The 20,230-nt window shown below is 71.5% G+C and carries 19 protein-coding genes; 9 read left to right on the forward strand and 10 right to left on the reverse strand.

Annotated features, from left to right (window positions below; all coding sequences use genetic code 11):
• Window positions 1-63 precede the first annotated feature (63 nt).
• Entirely contained in the window at window positions 64-1,413 is a 1,350-nt protein-coding gene (locus ACFCVM_RS08720; RefSeq protein WP_375835730.1) for a hypothetical protein, read from the forward strand.
• Window positions 1,414-1,592: 179 nt separating this feature from the next.
• Here ACFCVM_RS08720 and ACFCVM_RS08725 read toward each other — a convergent pair whose 3' ends face one another.
• Together ACFCVM_RS08725 and ACFCVM_RS08730 are read right to left on the reverse strand one after the other, a co-directional pair.
• Complete coding sequence (locus ACFCVM_RS08725) at window positions 1,593-4,364, reverse strand: esterase-like activity of phytase family protein (RefSeq protein WP_375835731.1); 2,772 nt, start codon at window positions 4,362-4,364, stop codon at window positions 1,593-1,595.
• Between the two features lie 154 nt (window positions 4,365-4,518).
• Window positions 4,519-5,961: a PLP-dependent aminotransferase family protein gene (locus ACFCVM_RS08730; protein ID WP_375835732.1), complete on the reverse strand. Its 1,443-nt coding sequence runs from the start codon at window positions 5,959-5,961 to the stop codon at window positions 4,519-4,521.
• Window positions 5,962-6,023: 62 nt separating this feature from the next.
• On the opposite strand from ACFCVM_RS08730, the gene ACFCVM_RS08735 reads away from it, so the two are divergent.
• Window positions 6,024-6,749 (forward strand): YitT family protein, encoded by a 726-nt coding sequence (locus tag ACFCVM_RS08735; protein ID WP_375835733.1) that lies wholly within the window; start codon window positions 6,024-6,026, stop codon window positions 6,747-6,749.
• A gap of 107 nt (window positions 6,750-6,856) precedes the next feature.
• Here ACFCVM_RS08735 and ACFCVM_RS08740 read toward each other — a convergent pair whose 3' ends face one another.
• Complete coding sequence (locus ACFCVM_RS08740; protein WP_375835734.1) at window positions 6,857-7,615, reverse strand: MerR family transcriptional regulator; 759 nt, start codon at window positions 7,613-7,615, stop codon at window positions 6,857-6,859.
• A 239-nt stretch (window positions 7,616-7,854) separates the two neighbouring features.
• On the opposite strand from ACFCVM_RS08740, the gene ACFCVM_RS08745 reads away from it, so the two are divergent.
• From ACFCVM_RS08745 to ACFCVM_RS08755, 3 genes are all read left to right on the forward strand, one after another.
• Window positions 7,855-8,745 (forward strand): DUF4097 domain-containing protein, encoded by an 891-nt coding sequence (locus ACFCVM_RS08745; protein ID WP_375835735.1) that lies wholly within the window; start codon window positions 7,855-7,857, stop codon window positions 8,743-8,745.
• Window positions 8,742-9,392, forward strand: coding sequence for a PadR family transcriptional regulator (locus ACFCVM_RS08750; protein WP_375835736.1), 651 nt, complete (start codon window positions 8,742-8,744; stop codon window positions 9,390-9,392). The genes ACFCVM_RS08745 and ACFCVM_RS08750 overlap by 4 nt, the downstream gene beginning before the upstream one ends.
• Window positions 9,393-9,487: 95 nt before the next feature.
• Window positions 9,488-10,015 (forward strand): GNAT family N-acetyltransferase, encoded by a 528-nt coding sequence (locus ACFCVM_RS08755; protein ID WP_375835737.1) that lies wholly within the window; start codon window positions 9,488-9,490, stop codon window positions 10,013-10,015.
• Here the strand turns inward: ACFCVM_RS08755 and ACFCVM_RS08760 are convergent.
• The 4 genes from ACFCVM_RS08760 to ACFCVM_RS08775 all read right to left on the reverse strand — a co-directional run bounded on the left by ACFCVM_RS08760 (window position 9,991) and on the right by ACFCVM_RS08775 (window position 13,230).
• Entirely contained in the window at window positions 9,991-11,247 is a 1,257-nt protein-coding gene (locus ACFCVM_RS08760) for a Dyp-type peroxidase (protein ID WP_375835738.1), read from the reverse strand. The two genes, ACFCVM_RS08755 and ACFCVM_RS08760, sit on opposite strands and share 25 nt — an antisense overlap.
• Window positions 11,247-11,771 carry a copper chaperone PCu(A)C gene (locus ACFCVM_RS08765; RefSeq protein ID WP_375835739.1) on the reverse strand — a complete coding sequence of 175 codons (525 nt, stop codon included), beginning with the start codon at window positions 11,769-11,771 and terminating at the stop codon, window positions 11,247-11,249. Before ACFCVM_RS08765 ends, ACFCVM_RS08760 begins: the two co-directional genes overlap by 1 nt.
• Window positions 11,772-11,790: 19 nt before the next feature.
• Window positions 11,791-12,519, reverse strand: coding sequence for a copper resistance protein CopC (locus ACFCVM_RS08770; RefSeq protein ID WP_375835740.1), 729 nt, complete (start codon window positions 12,517-12,519; stop codon window positions 11,791-11,793).
• A 102-nt stretch (window positions 12,520-12,621) separates the two neighbouring features.
• The gene (locus ACFCVM_RS08775) at window positions 12,622-13,230 is read right to left on the reverse strand and encodes a hypothetical protein (protein ID WP_375835741.1); all 609 of its coding nucleotides are present in this window, start codon (window positions 13,228-13,230) and stop codon (window positions 12,622-12,624) included.
• A gap of 104 nt (window positions 13,231-13,334) precedes the next feature.
• On the opposite strand from ACFCVM_RS08775, the gene ACFCVM_RS08780 reads away from it, so the two are divergent.
• Entirely contained in the window at window positions 13,335-15,440 is a 2,106-nt protein-coding gene (locus tag ACFCVM_RS08780; protein WP_375835742.1) for an APC family permease, read from the forward strand.
• Window positions 15,441-15,450: 10 nt separating this feature from the next.
• On the forward strand, window positions 15,451-15,879 hold the full coding sequence (locus ACFCVM_RS08785) for a DUF1801 domain-containing protein (protein ID WP_375835743.1): 429 nt from the start codon (window positions 15,451-15,453) through the stop codon (window positions 15,877-15,879).
• 15 nt (window positions 15,880-15,894) lie between these two features.
• On the opposite strand, the gene ACFCVM_RS08790 is transcribed toward ACFCVM_RS08785, so the two are convergent.
• Entirely contained in the window at window positions 15,895-17,070 is a 1,176-nt protein-coding gene (locus ACFCVM_RS08790) for an NAD(P)-binding domain-containing protein (RefSeq protein WP_375835744.1), read from the reverse strand.
• 202 nt (window positions 17,071-17,272) lie between these two features.
• Here ACFCVM_RS08790 and ACFCVM_RS08795 point away from each other — a divergent pair, with 202 nt between their 5' ends.
• Window positions 17,273-17,476, forward strand: a complete 204-nt coding sequence (locus ACFCVM_RS08795) for a DUF3073 domain-containing protein (RefSeq protein ID WP_056654186.1) — start codon at window positions 17,273-17,275, stop codon at window positions 17,474-17,476.
• A 141-nt stretch (window positions 17,477-17,617) separates the two neighbouring features.
• Here the strand turns inward: ACFCVM_RS08795 and ACFCVM_RS08800 are convergent, their stop codons facing one another.
• Window positions 17,618-18,379, reverse strand: coding sequence for an LLM class flavin-dependent oxidoreductase (locus ACFCVM_RS08800; RefSeq protein WP_375835745.1), 762 nt, complete (start codon window positions 18,377-18,379; stop codon window positions 17,618-17,620).
• Window positions 18,380-18,390: 11 nt separating this feature from the next.
• Entirely contained in the window at window positions 18,391-19,494 is a 1,104-nt protein-coding gene (gene purM, locus ACFCVM_RS08805) for a phosphoribosylformylglycinamidine cyclo-ligase (protein WP_375835746.1), read from the reverse strand.
• Between the two features lie 80 nt (window positions 19,495-19,574).
• On the opposite strand from purM, the gene ACFCVM_RS08810 reads away from it, so the two are divergent.
• Window positions 19,575-20,186 (forward strand): zinc-binding alcohol dehydrogenase, encoded by a 612-nt coding sequence (locus tag ACFCVM_RS08810; protein ID WP_375835747.1) that lies wholly within the window; start codon window positions 19,575-19,577, stop codon window positions 20,184-20,186.
• The last annotated feature ends 44 nt before the right edge of the window (window positions 20,187-20,230 follow it).

A 20,230-nucleotide genomic window follows, 5' to 3' on the forward strand; every position in this document is an offset into this window, starting at 1 on the left:
GCGGAAGACGGTCATCGCTCCCTGCCCGGGAGCGACCCACCCATCAGTTCAGGAGGACTGGAAATGAAGAAACTGCTCTTGAGGGCGCTGTACGCGACCCTGTTCGCCGGGGGCCTCTCGCTCCTCGGCGCCGGTGTGGCCCATGCGTCGGAGACGACGGGCGACGACGGCATCCTGTCGGGAACCCAGGCGGGCATCTCGATCGACCTGCCGATCACGCTCGGCGGCAACGCGATCTCGCTCCTCGGGGACTCGTCGTCGCACGACGCGAGCACCGAGGTTCCCGGTGGTGAGACGGCCGAATCGGCCGCCGTCACCTCCGGTGACGACGGGATCGGCTCCGGCAGCCAGGCGCTCATCGACCTGTCGGTACCGGTGACGATCGGCGGCAACGCCGTCTCCGTCGTCGGCGACTCGTCGTCGGAGGGCGCGACCGCTGAGGTCGCTCCGGCCACTGCTCCGGACGCGGCCCCGGCTCCCGCCGCGGCTGCGGCGCCCGAGACCAGCGGGCTCGACTCGGTGCTCGGCGGCACGCAGGCGCTCGTCGACGTGTCGATCCCGATCACACTCGGGGGGAACGCGATCTCGCTCGTCGGCGACAGCAGCAGCGCCGGCGCCGAGAACGCGGTCGAGCCGGGAACCGGCGCGGACTCCGCGTCGGGCACTGGTGCAGCGACCAGCGGCGACGACGGGATCCTCGGCGGCACGCAGGCGATCATCGGCGCAGCGGTGCCGATCACCGTCGGCGGCAACGCCATCTCGCTCATCGGCGACAGCAGCAGCGCCGGCGCCGAGAACGCGGTCGAGCCGGGAACCGGCACGGGCGCCGAATCGGGCACTGGTGCAGCGACCAGCGGCGACGACGGGATCCTCGGCGGCACGCAGGTGCTGCCGAGCCTCGGGCTGCCGGTGACGATCGGAGGCAATGCGATCTCGGGGGTGGGCGACAGCACGTCGACCGGCGCCGAGACGGTCGTGACGCCGGGAACCGGGGGCGGTTCCGCGACGACGGATGGGAACGGCGGGCTGCTCGGGGGAACACAGCTGCTGCCGAACCTGTCCCTGCCCGTGACGGTCGGCGGCAATGCCATCTCGGTGATCGGCGACAGCGAGACCGACGGGGCGACGACCGTCGTCGACCCGACGGACCCGGTGGACCCGACCGACCCGGTCGATCCCGTCGATCCGGTCGATCCGGTCGACCCGGTGGACCCGACGACACCCACCACACCGGGTGACGCCGGCGGCGGGGCGGTCGCGTCGGGCAGCGGTTCGGGCGGATCCGCCTCGGGCTCGGGCGCGGCGACGCTCGCCTCGACGGGAACCGACGCCTCGGGCCTCGGGCTCGCGGCACTCGCGATGCTCGCGGGCCTCGTGCTCGTCGGGTTCCGGCGGTTCGCGCTGCAGCGCTAGCAACGGGATCGGCCCGGCGCCGCCCTACCGGCGCCGGGCTCGCACCCCCGGCAGGTCACTGCCCCAGAGACTCCGTGCCGCTGACCCGTGCGGCACGGCAGGCCGCGGTGCCGCAGGCACCGCGGCCGGTCGGGGCGGCCCGATGAGCGCAGTCGTCGAGCCGCCCCGCACTCACTCCCCTACGCCGCGCGGCGCCGTGCGATCAGCACGGATGCCGCGCCTGCGAGCAGCACGACCGACGCCACCACGAGCGCCACCGTCAGCTCGACACCCGTGCTCGCGAGACCCGCGCTGCTGACGGAACCGCCGGCGGCGGAACCGCTCGACGCCGCGGTCACGGTGATCGCCGCCGTCACTGTGGTGCCGTCGGGCAGCACCGCGACGATCGTGTGCGCGCCGGGCGCGGTCGCTGCGGGGATGCGTGCGCGGAAGGCCAGCGCGCCGTCGGTCGACGCGGTCGCCTCGCCGAGCACGACGGGCTCCGAGTGCAGTTCGAGCCGCATCGCGGAGCCGGCCGCGAAGCCGGTTCCCCGTACGTCGAGCGAGCCGCCCGCGACCACCGATCCGGCGCCGAGCACGAGCGTCGGCGTCCCGGGTTCGCCCGGGCCGCCCGGTTCGCCGGGGAAGACCTCGTCGGCCGCGCCGAGGCGCAGGAACACGGTCTCGCCCGTTGCATCCTTCAGTCCGTCGTTGTCGGTGACGCCGTACAGGGCGCCGTCCGCCGCGACGGCGAAGCCCTCGAGCTTCTCCTGCGTCCAGCCGCCGGTCGCACGGAGCGCGGGCAGCGCGTCGATCGCCGTGGCCTTCTCGAGCACCGGCAGCGTGCCGGCCTCGGGCATCGTCGCCGGGATCTCGACGCGGGTCACGCGCTTGACCGCGGCGGCCGGGCCGTTGAGCTTGTCGCGCTCGATCACGGCGAGGGTGTCGTCGTCGATCGCCGTGATCTCGGAGAGCCCCATCCAGTCGCCGGCCACCGAAGTGGTCTCGAGCGGGTAGCCGAACCACGACCAGGCCCCGGACGCCAGGTCGTAGCGACCGATGCGAGCGAGGTTCGCGCCGTCGACCGTCGCTGCGTCGGCGCCGGTGACCGCCGGGTCGACCCAGAGCGGGCGCTGCAGTGCCACCCAGAGCTGCTCCTCGGCCCCGGTGCCGATCGAGGTGACGCCCTCGAGGCCCCACTTGGCGACGTGCGCGGTGACGTCGGCGGGCAGGGCGATCGTCTCGACGACGGCCCCGGAGGCATCCGTTCGCAGCACGCGGTTCTCGGCGCCGGTGGCGCCCTCGATCGCGAGCCAGAATCCGCCGTCGGCGCGCGCCTGGAGACCTTCGATGTCGAGCGCGACGGGCACGCCGCCGTCGGTCACGGGCAGTGCGGAGGTGATGCGAGCCGGGGTCTGCGTGACGTCCACGGCGTAGACCGTGCTCGGCGAGACGGCGACGTCGCTCGCGGCGTAGACGACGCCCGCATCACTCGGGTGGCCGCTCAGCGCGCCGAGCGCCGCCCAGCCGATGGGCGCGCCGCCGACGACGTCGGAGACGATGCTCGGCAGCGAGGGCTGCTCGGTGCCGAAGGCGTAGAGGTTCACCGCGGCGCGCACACCGGTCGACGCGTCGTCGGTCTCGCTCGAGACGACGAGCAGGTCGCTGCCGGGCACCGGCAGGATACCCTCGGGCCCGTTCGTCGCGAACAGCAGCTGGCGGAACGCCGGGGATGCCGGGTCGCTCACGTCGTAGACGGCGACGAAGTTCGACCGCTCGCTCGCGACGAACACGTACGGCACGCCGTCGTACTCGGCGACGGCGAGGCCCTCGGGCTCGCTGCCCTTCTTCGCGGCACGGTCGTCGTTGTAGAGGCCGTGCTGCACGGCGAGGCGCTCGAACGAGTTGCCGGCGTCCCAGACGACGTCACCCGTTGCGGCGTCGAAGACGGTCCAGCCGCGCGTGCCGCCCTTCCAGTCGCCCTCGTTGGCGGTCGCGAGGCGGTCGTCGCCGATCCACGCGATGGAGTCGGGCTCACGCGGCGTCTGCCCGATCGAGCCCGACAGGTCGATGCGCTTGTCCTTCTTCGTGTCGATGCCGCTGACGGCGACCGATCCGGCCGAGAAGGCCCGCACGACCTCGCGCGTCGGCAGGTCGACGATCACGATGCCGTTGTTCTCCTGCAGCGTCACCGCGAGCTGGTTCTTCGCGTTGATGGTGACGTACTCGGGCTCGGGGTCGGTCGGGGTGTCGAGACCGGCCGCGGCGATCACGTCGATCGGCGCCCCGTCCTCCTCGAGGAAGGGCACCGCGTCGATCGACCAGGCTGCGGGGTCGGCGCCGAGGCCGAGCACCTGCACGAAGCCGCCGGGCAGCTGCGGCAGGTCGCCCTTCTTGCCGCCGGGCGGCGTCGCCTCCTCGTCGCGCTGGTTCTCGATCGCGATCGCCGCGTAGGCGCCGTCCTTCGAGATCGCGATCGAGTCGGGCTGCCCCTCGAGGTCGATGCTGCGAACGACGCTGCGATCGTCGGCCCGGATCACGTCGAGCCGACCGGCGGGCTCGGTGAACACCCCGCCGGTCTCGTCGACGACGACGAGGATGTAGTCGCCGTACGCGGCGACCGAGGTCGGCTGGTCGTCGGCGTGGCCGAGCGATGCGAGTTCGATCGTGCCGTCGCCGACGGGGTTCGACGGATCGGTCACGTCGAGGAACCCGATGCGCTTGCCGAGCGCGTCGGTGTAGACGACGGTCGATCCGTCAGGGGTGATCGCCGAGATCTCGGCGACGGTCTCCGAGGCGGGGTCGACACCGTCGGGAAGGTTCTGGAACACGGGATACGTGGCCGTGCGCTGGAAGGCTGAGGCTCCCGGCGCGGCCTCGGCGGGCACCGCGGCCGCGGACCCGGCGAGTGCGCCGCCCGCGATGACGGATGCCACGGCGAGCGCGGCGACGGACAAGGGGCGAACGGACATGTCGGGCACACTCCAGCGAGTCGAGGCAGGGGAACGCCGACAGGCTGGCCGAGTCGTGCGACCGACCGGTGGGACCGAGGTGGACGCCGGATGCCCAGCACGTGAACAATCGGAGGCGCCGCTCAGCGGCTTCGAGGCTCAGCGGCTCGACAGCTCAGATCACCGAGGCGAGCAGGCTCTGGTCGGGCACCGGCGCGGCCCCCGAGAGGGAGCGCCAGGCGCGGGCGAGCGCCTGCACCGCGGCATCCGTCGTCTCGGCCGGATAGCAGATGGGCAATCGCAGGAACCGCTCGAACGCACCGTCGATGCCGAACCTCGGCCCTGCGGCGATGATGAGCCCCTGCGATCGCGCGGCGAGCGCGAGCTGCGAGCTCACCGCCGCGCCGAGGCCGACCCAGGTCACGATGCCGCCGTCGACGTGCGGCACGTGCCACTCGGGGAACGACTGCGCGAGCAGCCCCTCGAGCCGGTCGCGCCCGGCGCGCAGTTGCTCGCGGCGCAGGTCGAGGATGTCGTCCATGTGCGGCAGCGCGCGGGTCACGAGGAGCTGCTCGATGATCGGCGTGCCGAGGTCGCCCGGTGATCGCACGGCGAGCAGGCGGCGGATGAGCGGGCGGTCGGCGCGGATCCAGCCGACGCGCACGCCGCCCCAGACGGTCTTGCCGACCGAGCCCACCATGATCGCCGGGCCGTAGGCGGCCATCGGCAGCAACGACTCGGGGCGGTCGATGTCGAGCTCGCCGGTGGTCTCGTCGGCGACGATGACCGTGCCCTGCCGGGCGGCCGCGTCGAGCACGCGCTCACGCGTCTCGGCGCTCATGGAGCGCCCGGTGGGGTTCTGGAAGTCGGGCATCAGGTAGGCGGCGACGGGGTTCGAGTGGCCGATCGCTCGCACGAGCGCCTCGGACTCGGCCCTGCCGCTCGGGTCGGAGCCGTCTCGAGGCGCGACCCCGACCGGCACGAGCCGGGCTCCGGCAGCGCGGAGCGCCTCGTACGCATGCGGATAGGTCGGCGCCTCGATGATCGCCCGGTCGCCGCGGCCGATGAGCGCGCGCGAGAGCAGGGCGATCGCATGCTGCGCGCCGATCGTGACCATGATCTGCTCCGGCGTCGTCGGGAGCCCGCGTGCCGTGTAGCGATCGGCGATCGCCGCGCGCAGCGCGGGAGTGCCGATCGGGTCGAATCCGGCGTCGCCGAGGTGCTCGGGCAGGTCGTCCACGGCCTGTCGGGCGAGGTCGGGCAGCCAGGGCAGGGCGGGCGGTGCCGCCTTCGAGAAGTCGATGTAGTCGGCGGCCGGCGCCGGGGGCAGCACGGTCGGCGCACCGGGCAGTCGCGCAACGCTGCCCGAGCCGCGCACGCTCAGCACGAGCCCCTGCTCGCGCAGGTGCCGGTAGGCCGCGGTCACGGTCGTGCGACTGAGGCCGAGGCGCTCGGCGAGGTCGCGTTCGGCCGGCAGGCGGGTGTCGACGGGGATGCGCCCGTCGAGCACGAGCAGCCGGATGCGCTCGGCGAGCGCGTGGTACGCGCTGCCGGCGCCGCTGCGCCAGTCGCCGAGCAGGGTGTCGAGCGCTCGTGCACTCAGTGTGGACTCCGCCATTCGAGCCACTTTAGACGAATTGGCTCTTTGCGAACAGGCCAATCGTGTAATTGGATTGCAGAATGCGCCGCACCATCCGTTTCACCACAGCCGATTCGACGCCCGTACTCGTGCGCCGATTCGTGCAGCTCTTCGTCGGCCTGTTCCTCTACGGCCTCGGAATCGCGCTCATCGTGCGCGGTGAGCTCGGCGTCGCCCCGTGGGACGTGCTGACCCAGGGCATCGCGAAGCAGACGGGCCTCGGCTTCGGCCTCATCACCGTGGTGCTCAGCGGCATCGTGCTGCTGCTCTGGATCCCGATCCGGCAGCGGCTCGGCTTCGGCACCGTCATGAACGCACTGCTCGTCGGCCCCTCGGCCGACATCGGCCTCTGGCTCATTCCGCCGGGACTCGACCTCTGGGTGCGCGTACTGCTGCTTCCCGCCGGCATCGTCGTGCTGGCCATCGCGACCGGCCTCTACATCGGCGCGCACTTCGGCCCCGGCCCGCGCGACGGCCTCATGACGGGCCTCCACCGCGTCACCGGCTGGAAGATCTGGATCGTGCGCACGGGCATCGAGCTCATCGTGCTCGCGATCGGCTGGGCGCTCGGCGGCAACGTCGGCATCGGCACGGTCGCCTTCGCCCTGCTCATCGGCCCGCTGTGCGGGTACACGATCCCGATGTTCGCGATCAAGCGCCCGGCGACGAGGTCCAGCGAGTCGAGTGCACCGAGCGTCGAGCCGACGGATGCCGTGGCGCCCGCGCCGCCCGTCAGCCCCGCGCCCTCACCGGAGCCCGCGGCCTGACCGCGCAGAGACGGCAGTCGCCCCCGAGGTCGGGACACCTCGGGGGCGACTGCACCTGTCGCGCGGCCACGCCGTGACCGCGATCGCCGGTTCGCGCTGAGCTCGCGTTAGAGCTCGCGCTCGGCGTACGCGGTCATCGCGTCGCGCACGAACTCGGCACCCGCCCGGCCGCCGTAGTTCGCGCCGAAGCGCTCGTCGGCCACGTACATCTCGGCGAGGCCGAGGAAGTACTCCTTGCTCGGGCCCGCTCCGCCGCCGCCGGGCGTGCCCGGGATGCCGCGCAACCAGTCGAACTGGCGCTGCGCGAGCGCCTGCGCCTCGTCGCCCGCGGGGTCGACGCCCCGCTCGTACGCCGCGATCCAGTCACGGCCCAGCTGCGACATCCGCTGCTGCCACTCGGCCTTCTCGTCGGCGCTCATCGAGCGCCACCACGCGTCGCTCTTCGCGTACGCGTCCGTGCCCCAACGCTCTTCGACCTCCTCCTTGTACCGGGTGTGGTCGAAGCCGTCGAACATGTTCTCCGCCATGAGTCGTTCACCTCCTTCCAATGCTCCGATGGTGTGCTCGACCGACGCGATCTGCCGCGCCAGCCGGTCCTGCTCGCCGCGGAGCCACTCGAGGTGGCTGCGCAGCGCATGGGGGGCGCTCGCCTCGCGGTCGAGCACCTCGCCGATCGCGGGGAGTCCGAGCCCGAGCTCCCGCAGCAACAGGATGCGCTGCAGGCGCACGAGCGCGGCGTCGTCGTAGCGCCGATAGCCGTTCGAGCCGATGCGCGTCGGCGGGAGCAGCCCGATGTCGTCGTAGTGACGCAGGGTGCGGCTCGTCGTGCCGGCGAGCTTCGCGATCTCCTGGATCGACCAGTCCACGGCGGCTCCTCTCTCCTGATCGTGGGGCATTCACCCCCCGTGCCTGCACCGGTAAAGGTTGACGCCACGTCAATGTCAAGCGCCGCGGCATCCGGCAGGACTTGCACTGCGCGCAAACGCGATATATCGTGTTCAGAGACAAATACGCGATATATCGCGTCAGAGATTTCGAGGGCATCGGATGCCGCTGCATCCCGCACCTCGCACAGCGAACGCAACCGCGACAGAAGGAGCACGGCATGTCCATCGAGAAGTGGGTCATCAACCCCGGAGAGACCCGGGTCATCGACCTCGAACTGGTTCGCAAGCTCAAGGTCAGCCTCATCGGCGGCAAGGTCGACGTGATCGCCCACGACGAGCCCGGCGCCCGCATCGAGATCTCGAACGTCACCGGCAAGGACCTGAAGGTCGAGATCGACGGCGACTCCCTCGAGATCGACCACCCGCAGCTGCGGTGGGACAACTTCATCGACGTCTTCAAGGGCTGGGCCGGCAACGCGAAGGCCGAGGTGTCGATCCTCGCGCCGCGCCACGTGGCCATGAAGCTCGGCATGGTCTCCGGCGACACGCTCGTCTCGGGATTCACGACCGATGCGAAGCTCTCGACCGTGTCGGGCGACCTCGTGCTCGACAACCACGAGGGCGACGTCGAGCTCTCGACCGTCTCGGGCGAGGTCTCGGCGGGCAACCACACCGGCCGCATCACCGCGCACTCGGTGTCGGGCGACGTCGTCGCCACGGGCGACGTGCGCTCCTTCAACGCCGACACGGTCTCGGGCAACATGATCCTCGACGCGTTCGGCACGCCCGATCGGGTCGACACCAACACCGTCGCGGGCAACCTCACGGTGCGCTTCGCCCCCGGATCCGGCGCCCGCTACCGCATCAACACCGTCGGCGGCACGGTGCTCATCGACGACACGACGATCAGGGGCATGCTCGGCAAGGGCTTCGAGCGCGTCACCGGCGAACTCTCGGGCTCCTGGCTCGACCTCGGCGCCAACAGCGTCTCGGGTTCGATCTCCGTCATGCGCCGCGAGACGGCGAGCACGACAGCGGATGCCGCGGGTGCGGGCAGCTCCGCGACGTCGAGCGGTTCGGGGCCGAGCGACGACGAGGCATCCGCATGACCCCGCCCGTCTTCGCCCACGGCAGCCTGCGCCTCTACCTGCTCGCCCTGCTCGACGAACAGCCGCGACACGGCTACGAGCTGATCCAGGCGCTCTCCGACCGATTCGGCGGCACCTACAGCCCCAGCGCCGGCACGATCTATCCACGGCTCTCGAAGCTCGAGGAGGAGGGCCTCGTCTCGAAGACCACCGACGGCCGCAAGACCGTCTACGAGATCACCGATGCCGGCCGCGCTGAACTCGAGGCCCGTCGCGACGAGCTCGACGGCATCGAGAACGAGGTCACCGACTCGGTGCGCCGCCTCGCCGACGGGGTGCGTGCCGAGGTCAACGACGCGATGCGGTCGCTCCGCGCCGAACTCGCGAGCGCCGCCCGCGAGGCCAAGCGCGCGTCGACGAAGATGCCGGCTTCGGCGGCGACGACCGGCAGCACCTCGACCACCGGCTGGGGCGGCGACGCCCGCGCCGAGACGAGCCGCGCGGTGCACGAGGCCGACCTCGTGCTGAGCGAGTTCCGCCAGCAGCTGCGCACCGACCTCCGCACGCGGGCGAGCCGCGGGCGGGTCTCCCCCGAGACGGTCACCCTGCTGCGCGCACGACTCGCGCAAGTGCGGGCCGACGTGCTCGCGACGCTCGGCGACCACTAGCCAGAGTCCATCTCGAGTCCCTGAACCGGGCGGCGCCTCCCCCGGGGCGCCGCCCTTTCTTCGTCGGTGTCTGCGGGCGGTGGTGTGATGTTCGCATGCCCTCGATCGAGCTGCGCCCATGGTCCGATGACGACCTCGCCCTGCTGCACCGCGCGAACACGCACGAGCTCATGGACCAGCTCGGCGGCCCCGAGAACGACGAGCAGGTGCTCGCCCGGCACGAGCGCTACCTCCGCATGCGACGCGAGGGCACGGCCCACCAGTTCCGCATCGTGATCCCCGGCCACCCCGAGGGCGTCGGCATCGTGGGCTACTGGCAGCACGACTGGCACGGCGCTCCCGCCCTCGAGGCCGGTTGGTCGGTCGAGGCCGAGTACCGCGGCCAGGGCATCGCCCCGGCCGCGGTGCTCGCGATGCTCGACGCGGCTCGCTCCGCCGGCGAGGAGCTGCCGGTGCACGCCTACCCGCGGGTCGACAACCCGCCGTCGAACGCCGTCTGCCGCAAGGCGGGGTTCCGACTGCTCGGCGAGGAGGCGTTCGAGGCGAAGCCCGGCCTCGTGCTGCACACGAACGACTGGGTCATCGACCTCGCGCCGCCTCAGACGAGCGTGTCCCCGATGTAGCCGCCCTCGGCGCAGCCCGGCGGGATCGCGAACACCGCCGAGCCCACGGGCGTCGTCCACTCGTTGAGCAGGTCGAGCTCGTCGAGCCGCCGCTGGATCGGCACGAACTGCCGGTCGACATCCGCCTGGAACGAGGCGAACAGCAGCCCGGCATCCGAGACGGATTCGCCGGCGGGCGCCTCGTCGTAGTTGTACCCGCGCCGGTAGATGCGCTCTCCGGGCTCGTCGCTCCTCGACCGCCGCAGGTGCGAGAAGTCGGGGATGACCGGAAAGCCCACGGGGCCGAGCGCCGCGAAGTCGGGCTCGTCGTGCTCGCGCTCGCCGGTCAGCGGCGCGCCGGAGGCCAGCCTGCGACCGACGGATGCCTCGCGCCCGGGCCGATCGACCCGGTCCCACCCGTCGAGGTCCATCGCGATGCGCCGCAGCACCATCGAGGTGCCGCCGGCCATCCACCCGGGTTCGCCCCCCGACCAGACGAGCTCGTCGAAGTCCGCAGTGCCCGGCTTCGGGTTGACGGTGCCGTCGAGCTGGCCGAACAGGTTCCGCATCGTGCGGCCCTCGGGCTCCGAGCCCGCCGCGCGGCGGAAGCCGCGCTGCGTCCAGCGCACGACCCCGAAACTGCGCGCATCCTTCAAGAGCATGCGCGCCGCGTGCGAGACCGTCACCGCGTCGTCGGCGCCGATCTGCAGGAGCAGGTCACCGTCGTTCCAGCGCGGTTCGAGCCGGTCGATGCCGAACGGCGGCAGCGGGCGGAGCCAGCTCGGGGCCGCTGCACCGGCTCGGGCGACGAGCCCCGGCCCGAAGCCAAACGTGACGGTGAGCCGTGCGGGCACCTCGGCGAGCTCGGGTTCGGTATCGGCGAGGGGCGCGCGCCCCTGCGTCACGCGAGCGGCATCGTCGCTCAGCACCCGCAGCATGCGGCGAAGCGACGCAGCATCGACCTCGGGCAGGAGGTCGAGCGCGATGAAGAGCGCGTGCGACTGCGGCGGCGTCTCGATGCCCGCCTGGTGCGTGCCGTGGAACGGCACGACCGTCGCGCCGACGGCGGTCGCCGCGACGGCGCCACCGGCGGCGGAACCTGCACCAGCACCCGTGGCATCCGCTCCGTCGACGCCCGCCCGCATCGCGGCGGAGGCGCCCAGCGCGACCGCGGCACCGGCTCCGGCCGCGGCGGCACCTCCGAACAGGAGATGCCGCCGCGAGAACCCGGAACCGCCGGGTTCACCGGTCATCAGTGCGCCTCGTGGCCTTCGTCGTACTGTTCGTTCGCGCCCTGGTAGTCCTTCACGGGCGCGACCACGTCGAGCGTCGAGCCGTCGGAGAACGCGAGCGTGACGGTGACCTCGTCACCGGCGCGCAACGGACCGGTCAGGCCCATGAGCATGACGTGGTTCGCGCCGGGCTCGAGCATGAGGTGGCCGCCCGCCTCGATCTCGAATCCGCCCTCCTTCTCGCGCATCGTCATCGCGCCGTCGGACTCGACCGTCTCGTGCAGCTCGGCCATCTCGGCGGCGTCGGTCTCGGCCCCCGAGAGGGTGATCGAGGAGGCACCGCCGTTGTCGACCATGCCGAAGAGCGCGGTCATGCCGTCGTCGCCGGCCTTCACCCAGGCGTCGGTGACGGTCACGGATGCCGCGGCCTCGGCCTGGACCGACGCGGCAGGGGTCTCGGCGGGCTGCCCGCCGGCGCACCCGGCGAGGGCGAGCACGGCCGCGAGCGCGGCGCCGAGGGCAGGGGTCATCGCAGTGGAACGCATGTGTTCTGCTCCCCCGGGCTCAGGCGTCGTCGCCGGACGTGCCGGTGCCGGTGCCGGCCGCGCCGTCACCCGCGCCGGATCCGTCGCCCGAACCCGCGCCGGGGCCGGCGCTCTTGCGCTTCGCGTTCAGGATCACGGCGACGACGAGCGCCAGGATCCCGAGCCCGCCGACGACGAAACCGGCGACGGCCCAGCCGTCGGGTCCGCTCTGGGCGGTGGCATCGGCCTCGTCGTGGTCGCCCTCGGCGTGGTCGCCGTCGGCCGGCTCCTCTTCGGTCGCCGCGTCGTCGTGGACCGGCTCCTCGGTCCAAACGCCCGTGGCGTCGGCGCCGACGCCGAAGTCGATCGTGCCCTCGATGGGGTGCCCGTCACTCGAGACGGCGCGCCAGCGCACCTGGTATTCGCCCTCGAGGTCGGTGGGCAGCGCCGCCGTGACGTGCGCGCCCGCGATCACGGGGTCGCCGACCTCGACGTCGCCGCCGTGGTGGTCGACGACGACGACCGCCGTGCCGACCTCGATGATGTCGTTCGAGAATTCGAGCGAGACCTCGGTGGGTGCGGTCTCGAAGACCTGGCCGGGTTCGGGGCTCGAGGCCAGCAGCTCGTCGTGCGCGAAGGCGGGTGATGCGCCCGCCAGGGTGATGCCGGCGGCGACGGTGAGCGCAGCGGCGGCGAGCACCACGCTGCGCAGGCGCGTGGCGCGCTCCCGCACGTCGAGGGTGGTCGCTGTGGTCGTCGGGGTGTTCATTGCGATGGGAGTCTCTCTCCTCGGGTCCGGGCCGGGCGGTGCTCACGCTTGGCGCGGCCGCAGGGGCATCCGGAATTCTCTGGGTTCCGCCGATAGGCGGGATTACGCGGAGGCGAGGAGGGGCGGCGGGCCCCGGGAACCGAGGGTGGTGAAGCGGAGTCGTGATCTGAGCCGCGGCACGCGCGCCGAGGAGACGCGGCGAACGACGGAGGCGAGCGGTGCGAGCTGCGGCACCGGCGAAGTGAGCCGCAGCACGAAGCGGCGAGCGGTCGCCGTGAGGGTTCGCCACGCCGCCTGCTCGACGGCGAGCAGGTAGAAGATGGTCGCGACCGCGGCGAGCGCGTGGCCGAGGAGCATGGCGGTGTCGGCGTGCACGTGGCCGACCGCGGCCGCGCCACCGCCGTCGACGAACGCCACGGCCTGGTGGTGTCCGTCGCCGCTCATGACGAACGATCCGCTCGAGGCGCCCGCCCCGACGCCGAACAACAGGTGGAAGGCCCCCTGGCTGACGATCACCGCGAGCGTCGTGCGCAGCGGTGTCGCACGGCGGCCGACGAAGGCGACGGATGCCCCGAGCGCGACGATGCCCGCGAGCAGGAGCCCGACGGCGCCGGGCGCCTCGCCGGCGGCGACGCCGTGCGAGAAGGCCGCGAGGAACAGGGCGACGACAGCGGTGGCCGAGCCACGCGCGAGCTGCGCCGCACGGTTCACAAGTGCCCCCGGAAGTCGAGTGATCGAAGAATCGCCACCACTCTACAAGGCACTGCTGAGCGGCACACTTGACACCGCCTGAAGCGGGTGTAGTCTCGACCGCCGTGACGAATGAGGCGGACACACCGCCGGCTGAGCTGAAGTCGCCGAAGCACTGGATCATCGGCGACCCGCTGCCAACAGAGAAACTCGAGGGCCAGCTCCTCCCGAAGCGCTTCGCGCTCCCGATCTTCGCGAGCGACCCGCTCTCGTCGGTGGCGTACGCGCCGCAGGAGCTCGTGATGATCCTCATGGTCGGCGGCCTCGCCTTCCTGAGCTTCGCGCCGTGGGTCGCGCTCGCGGTCGTCGTGCTGCTCGTGACGGTCGTCGCGAGCTACCGGCAGCTGATCCGCGCCTATCCCTCGGGCGGCGGCGACTACGAGGTCGCCCACCGCAACCTGGGCGAGAAGGCGGGCCTCGTCGTCGCGTCGGCCCTGCTCGTCGACTACGTCATGACCGTCGTGGTGTCGGTCGCGTCGGGCGTCGACAACATCATCTCGGCGATCCCCGAGCTGAACCCGTTCCGGGTCGAGCTCGCGATCGTCTTCGTCATCATCCTCGCGGCGATCAACCTGCGCGGCGTCTCGGAGTCGTCGAAGGCGTTCGCCGTGCCGACGTACCTCTTCATCGGCAGCGTCTTCGTGATGATCGTCGTCGGCCTGACCCGCACCCTCCTCGGCGATCCGCCGGTGGCGGAGTCGGCGACGTTCGGCGTCGAGGCGGAGTCGCTGACCCAGGCGGGCATCATCCTGCTGCTGCTGCGCTCCTTCGCGAGCGGATGCTCCGCACTGACAGGTGTCGAGGCGATCTCGAACGGCGTGCCGGCGTTCCGCCGCCCCAAGGTGAAGAACGCACAGCGCACGCTCGTGCTCATGGGCGGCATCGCGATCGTGCTGTTCGCGGGCCTCACGGCCGTCGCGCTCATCTCGCAGGTGCACTACGCCGAGAATCCATGCCATCTGATCGGCTGGACCGAGTGCGCGACCGAACCGCAGCGCAGCCTCATCGCGCAGGTCGCCGCTGCGACCTTCGGCGACGCGACCGTGTTCTTCTACGTGATCCAGGCGGCGACCGCCCTCGTGCTGCTGCTCGCGGCGAACACCGCGTTCAACGGCTTCCCGCTGCTCGGCTCGGTGCTCGCCCGCGACGGCTACGCGCCGAAGTCGCTGTCGACCCGCGGCGATCGCCTCATCTACTCGAACGGCGTCGTGATCCTCGCGCTCGCGGCCTCCCTCATCCTGCTGATCTTCCAGGCGAACCTGACCGTCCTGATCCAGCTCTACATCATCGGCGTCTTCGTCTCGTTCACGCTCGGCCAGACGGGCATGGTGCGGCATTGGCTGCGAGAGCTCTCGCGGCTGCGGCATCCGGCCAAGGGGGCGCCGAAGCGCGCCCCGCGCGCCGACGCCGACGCGCCAGCGCCGCTCACTCGCGGTGCGATCCTCCGCGCGCTCGTGATCAACGCGATCGGCGCCGCGATGACCGCGGTCGTGCTCATCGTGGTCACGGTCACGAAGTTCACGCACGGCGCGTGGATCGTGTTCCTGCTGATGCCGATCCTGTTCTTCCTGATGATGGGCGTGAACCGCTACTACCGCGATGTCGAGAGGGAGATCGAGGTCGACCCGACCACGACCTTCGGCGCCACCGGAGACCACGCGATCGTGCTCGTCGGCCGCATGCAGAAGCCGACCCTCAAGGCGCTCGACTACGCGATCGCCGCCCGCCACGACTCGCTCGAGGCCATCCACGTCTCCCTCGACGAGGAGCAGACGAAGCAGCTCAAGAAGGACTGGGTCAAGCAGAACATCCACGTGAAGCTGCGCATCCTGAACTCGCCCTACCGCGACCTCAGCTACCCGCTCATCACGTACATCAAGTCGCGTCGCGAGGAGCACGGCTCCGAGGTCGTGACCGTGTACATGCCGCAGTACATCGTGGGCCACTGGTGGGAGAACATCCTGCACAACCACAAGGCCCGCCGCATCCGCCAGAAGCTGCTGCTCGTGCACGGCGTCACGGTCGCGCTGGTGCCGTGGCTGCTCGACTCCTCCGACCTGCTCTACGGCCGCCGCTCGCGCCCGCTGCCCGGCCAGGACCGCCGCGGCGAGCCGGTGCGCCCCGTGCCGCGCCGTCCGCTCTCCGAGGCGAATCAGAAGCGCCCGCGTTAGGCTGCCGGCCATGGCCACGGAATTCACGGATGCCTCGGTGCACGAGTTCATCGACCGGGTCGCGCACCCCGTGCGCCGCCGCGATGCGGAGACGCTGCTCGCGCTGTTCGCGCGCATCACGGGTGAGCAGCCGCGCATGTGGGGGCCGACGATCGTCGGCTTCGGCGAGTATCACTACACGTACGACAGCGGCCGCGAGGGCGATGCGCCGGCCGCGGCGTTCTCGCCGCGCAAGGGCGCCACGACGGTCTACCTCAACCCCGGACTCACCGAACACCCCGAGCTGCTCGAGCGGCTCGGGCCGCACACGAACGGCCTGACCTGCCTCTACCTGAAGGACCTCGCGGACATCGACCTCGGCGTGCTCTCCGAGCTCGTGCTCGAGTCGTACGAGTCGGTCACCGAGGGGCCCGACGCTGAGGCGCCTCGCGAGGGGTGACGGGGTGGGTCCCGCCTAGAGCATCGCCATGATCTGGCGCGCGATCATGCGGCCGGCCCGGCTCGCCCCGATCGTCGAGGCCTGCGGCCCGTAGCCCGCGAGGAAGATGCGCGGGTCGCTCCACGCCGCACCCTGCCCCACCGTGATGCCACCGGCCTTCTCACGCAGCTTCAACGGCGAGAGGTGGCGCAGGTCGGGCCGGAAGCCCGTGGCCCAGATGATGACGTCGGCCCGGGCCATGCCCGAATCGTCGCCCTCCCAGACCACCCGGTCGGCCTCGATGCGGTCGAACATGGGCCGCGCGACGAGCAGCCCGCGCTCGATGCCGGCGGCGATACGGCGGCTCTTCGGCACGCCCGTGCCGCTCACGATCGAGGGCAGTGCGCGGCCCGAGCGTGCGGCCTCGTCCTGCATGGCGACGGCGGCGGATGCCCCTTCGAGGTCGAGCTCCTGCCGGTCGAGCCAGTCGATCGGGCGACGGGAGACCCAGGTGAGCCCGGCGGCGACCTCCTCGAGTTCGAGCATGAACCCGATCGCCGAGGTGCCGCCGCCGACCACCACGACGTGCTTGTCGCGGAAGTCCTCTGCGGCGGTGAAGTCGGAGGTGTGCACGTGGCGGCCGGCGAACTCGGTCATGCCCGGGTAGTACGGCACGAACGGCGAACCCCAGGTTCCCGTCGCGTTGACGAGGAACTGCGTGCTGATCTGGTGCTGCGGGGCCGTGGGTTCGGCCGGCTCCTCGAACGTCTTGCGCCGGCGGCCGAAGAGCCCTCGAGCCGCCTTCGCCTCCTCGAGGGGCTGCGGGGCGAGGTCTTCGTAGCGCACGAGCAGGTCGACGCCGTCGTTCACGACCTGACGCACGTTCATCGGCCGTCGCACGCGCAGGTCGAAGTGCTGCTCGAACCGGTCGTAGTAGTCGGCGACCACGTCTTTCGCGGGGAGGGTGCGGTCGGCGGTGTCGAAGCTCAGGCCGAGCTCCGACATGCCGGGCAGGTCGTTCACACGGTGGGCGGTGCCGAGCCGGAGCGACGACCAACGGTGCTGCCAGGCGCCGCCGGGGCCGGGGGCGCGGTCGAGCATGACGAAGTCCTCATCGGCCACGAGTTCGAACCGACGCAGATAGAAGGCGACCGACAAGCCGGCCTGTCCGGCGCCGATCACCACGACCTTCACGCGTTCGGGGCTCGTCATCACCTGACAATCTCAGCACGGCTTGCTGTGTGCTCGCAGCACGCGAGCCGAAAGCCCACCATACGTCCTCCGGCATGCCTGTGCAGTACGCCGAAGCGTGTCTGCGGCGGTGCTAAACTGGCGGTTGGACGAATTCATTTATCAGATGAGCGCCGGGTGAAGACCAAATCCCACCCGGCCAGATGCCGTAAGGGGGTCACGCATGGGGCGCGGCCGTCAGAAAGCCAAGCACACCAAAGTCGCTCGGGAGCTGAAGTACTTCAGCCCGAACACCGACTACAACGCGCTTGAGCGCGAGCTCACGAGCTCGCCGCATGACGAGTACAGCGAAGAGGCGTCGAAGTGGGCGGAGTATGCCGCCGACGATGACGACACCTATGTCGCAGGAGACGAACAGCGCGCATAGGCGCGCGTTCCTCTTCCAGCTCGCAACGACCTCGCACCACCGCGAGACACCCGGCCCTCGAGGCTCGGCGCAGCGGTGACCGGTCGGCGGATGCCGCGGCATCCGCTGACCGACACGGCGAGGCGTTCGTGCTGCGGCGAACTACCCGCTCTGCTCGAGCCACGCGGCGGTCGTCTCGACGAATCGTTCCAGTTCGTCGAGCGACCCGCTGGGCGTGATGACACGCAGCACGATCTCGTCGACGGCGGAATCGTAGGCGGCGAGCTCTCGCGCGTCGTCGATCGTCGCGTCGATCGCACGGATGCCGAGGCGGGCGAAGTTCGCGGCGTATGCGGGCACCTGTTCGTACCGTTCGGCCTCGGCCTCGAGCTCCGCTCGGGCGCCGTCGTCAGCGATGGTTCGCACGTAGAGCACCGACCGGACCCGGCGCGCGCCGGCCGTCTCGTGGAGTTCTGCAGTCGTGGCGGCGGCCGTCGTCGGAGTGAGCCAGTTGAGGAGCACTCCGTCGGCCCGTTCTGCGGCGAGCCGTCGCATGCGCGGCCCGAGGGCGCCGACCACGATCTCGGCGTCGCTGCGCTCGCGCAGGTGCGCAACCCCCTGCTCGACGAGTGCCAGCGGGTGCGCGACGCGGCCGGAGCCGATGCCGACGCTCGTGCGACGCTCGGGAAGACCCGCGAGGTCGAGCGTCTCGACGGGTCGCCGATCGAGCGGAATCACGCCGGTCGCGAGACCGAGTCGCTCGGTCGCGGCCGCGGCGATGCGGAGCCCGGCCAACGAGTCCCCGCCGGGCACGTCGTTGAGCCACAGCGCCTGGAACCCGAGCCGCTCGACGCGGGGCGCGAGCGCCGCCACGGTCGACGCATCCGTCGTGCCGATGAGCCCGATCGAGACCGGCGTGCGCACGGGGCGGCCGATCAGCTCGCGTAGGAGCCGACGAGTCGCACGGCGCCGCCGTCGACGCCCTTGGCGCCCTGCTCGAAGCCGGAGAGGTCGCGATCGCCGATCGTCACGGTGCCCGCCTGCCATGACGGGAGGCCCAGCGCGCCGAGCGCCGAAATGACGGATGCCGCGGCATCCGCTCGCACGACGGCGAAGAAGCCGATGCCGAGGTTCCAGGTGCCCTCGGTCGACTCGAGCGTCGTGCCGGCCAGGTCGTTCAGCACGCGGAAGACGGGGGCCGGCGACCAGCTCGTGCGGTCGAGCTCGACCCAGGAGCCGAGCGGCAGCACGCGTGCGAGGTTCGCGGCGATGCCGCCGCCCGTGACGTGCGAGAGCGAGTGCACGGCATCGCCGTGCGGGCCGGCGAGCAGCTCGACGAGCTGGCCGGTGTAGAGGCGCGTGGGCTCGAGGAGGGCCTCGCCCCAGGTGGTGCCGAGTTCGGCCGAGGAATCGGTGTACCCGATGCCGGCGCTCGTGAGGATGTGCCTGACGAGCGAGAAGCCGTTGGAGTGCAGTCCGCTCGAGGCGATCGCGATGACGGCGTCGCCCGACTCGACCTTCTCGGCGCCGAGCAGGCGGTCGGCCTCGACGATGCCCGTCGCGGCACCCGCGACGTCGTAGTCGTCGGCGCCCATGAGGCCCGGGTGCTCTGCGGTCTCGCCGCCGACGAGGGCGGTGCCGGTCTCGGCGCAGGCGCGGGCGATGCCCGTGACGATCGAGGCGATGCGCTCGGGCACGACCTTGCCGCACGCGATGTAGTCGGTCATGAAGAGCGGCTTCGCGCCCACCACGACGATGTCGTCGACGACCATGCCCACGAGGTCCTGACCGATCGTGTCGTGCTTGTCGAGCGCCTGCGCGATCGCGATCTTCGTGCCGACGCCGTCGGTCGAGGTCGCGAGCAGCGGACGCGTGTAGTCCTTGGCGAACGAGAGGTCGAAGAGCCCGGCGAATCCGCCGACCCCGCCGAGCACGTTCGGCCCGTGAGTGGCGGAGACCGACGCCTTCATCAGTTCGACGGCGAGATCACCCGCGTGCGTGTCGACTCCGGCAGCGGCATAGGACGAGTTCGAGGTCACCCGTCAAGCGTACCCGCGCCGTGCAGGCGTTCCGCGTGCCTATCCGTGCCGCTGCCTGAACGGAGGACTAAAATACAGCCATGCAGCCGGGGGGCACACCGTCGTGGGTGATCCGTGAGAATGCGAGTCGCCCGGTCCTCCTCGCCCTCTACCTGCGCGAAGTGCTCGGCATCGCCTCCCCCGTCGAACTCCCGCGCCTGCGCGATGTCGGCCCCGTCGGCGACCGCCTCGAGATCGACCGGCACGACCTGCTCGAGCAGCAGTGGCGCACGTGGTGGGCGATGACCGTCGAGCCCGAGACGCATCCGTCGGCGGTGCCGCTCGAGCTCGTCGACGCCTACGAGACCGAGGTCGCACTGCCGACGTCGGGCGCCGAGGTGTTCGCCGCCGCGATCCTGCCGCACGCCGAGGCATCGCGAGCATGGGCCGACTGGGCGCACGACGGCTATCGCAACGCGTCGGCCGCCCGCCGGGGCGACTCGTACCGCGCCTACGCCGGCACGATCGCCGAACACGAACGCGAGGTCGGCCGCCGCGCCCATTCCTTCGAGCTCAACGTCGAGGTCGTGCCCCTCTCGGAGTCGGGCGTCTGGTGGATCGGCGACATGACGGTCGCGGTGACCGATTCGCTGCGATCGGATGCCTCGGCGTTCGACGACGCCATGCACCCGATCATCGCCGAGCTCGCCTAGGCCGCGGGTTCGCACCCCCGCTGCGGCCCGCGTGCCAGACTCGA

It is taken from the genome of Agromyces sp. NPDC056389 (assembly GCF_042262385.1).
In the GTDB taxonomy this organism is placed as follows: Bacteria; Actinomycetota; Actinomycetes; order Actinomycetales; family Microbacteriaceae; genus Agromyces.